This window comes from Streptomyces sp. WELS2 (assembly GCF_013870595.1).
GTDB lineage: Bacteria > Actinomycetota > Actinomycetes > Streptomycetales > Streptomycetaceae > Streptomyces.
The window spans coordinates 1-1,044 of record NZ_JACBWZ010001356.1 but is presented as its reverse complement, the minus strand read 5'-3'; the positions used below and the strand labels follow the sequence as shown (position 1 = coordinate 1,044).

The following is a 1,044-nucleotide window of genomic DNA, read 5'->3' as shown; positions in this document are numbered from 1 at the left end:
CCGCCGAGCGCGGACCACACCTCGGCGGCGGCCGGTACGTCGGCGGCGGCCCCGGCGACGTCCAGGCCCACCGTCAGGCCCAGTTCGGCGAGCGTGCCGGTGAGCAGCCGCGCGGGCAGCGTGTCGACGGCCACCAGGCGGGAGAGCACCTGGGACAGCAGCCGGTGCTCGTCCTGCGGGCGGCTCGCCCACGCCGTGACCAGGTACGTCAGGTCGAACCAGCGGGGCGGGGTGCGCCGCCCCACGAGCTGCCCGTCCGCGTCGTACACCTCCCCCGCGCCGCTGCCGCGCCGGGTGGCGTCCTCCCGGATGTCGTACAGGAAGGCGCAGACCGTGGGCGCGCTGCGGCGCGCGGCCCAGTCCCGGGTGGGGGCGTCGAAGACGACCTCGACGCCCGACGCCTCCAGGCCGGACTCCTCGAGCAGCCGGCGCAGCCCCTCGTCGACCTCGTGGATCACCGGCGGGTCACCTCGTCGGGCGGCTGGATGCTGCCGCTGACCACCAGGAAGTCGGTCTTCACCGGGGAGAATCCGGGACCCTTGGCGATGATGACGCGGGGCCCGGTCTGGTCCTTGGCGAGGATGAGCAGCTGGCCGATGAACGTGCCGTCGGGCTTGGGTACGGTCGGCGCCGCCGCCGCGGTGATCCCCGGCTTCCAGGTGAACCGCACCGGCACTCCGGGCGGGAAGTCCTTGCCGCGCACGGAGGTGACGAAGCCGGGCTTGCCGATGTCCGGTACGGCGATGATGCGCGGCTGGAGGATGCGCAGCCGCTGCCGGGCGGTGTTGTCACCGCGGTCGGCGTCCGTGCCGGTGGTGGTGAGCACGCCGGTGACCTGGCCGGTCATCGCCTTGTCGGGGCTGAGGACGACACGCACGACCGTGCTCGCGCCCGGCTCGAGGTCCGGCAGCGCGCACAGCCAGGAGGCGTCGCAGCCCGGCGGCGGCCCGCTGTCGGGGATGCCGGCGGGCAGCCCGATGCGCAGCCGCAGCCCGGTGGCCAGCGCGTCGCGGCCGTTGCGGACGGTGTACGTCACCACGACCC

General features: G+C 75.0%; 1 protein-coding gene and 1 pseudogene. Both read right to left on the bottom strand.

Translation table 11 applies throughout. The annotated features are described in order from the left end of the window. A partial coding sequence (locus tag H5J33_RS36340) for a DUF4255 domain-containing protein (protein WP_181798930.1) occupies positions 1-458 on the bottom strand: 458 nt, incomplete at its 3' end. Then, positions 455-1,044: pseudogene (locus H5J33_RS36335) on the bottom strand (hypothetical protein); the annotation flags it as partial. The gene H5J33_RS36340 and the pseudogene H5J33_RS36335, both read right to left, overlap by 4 nt.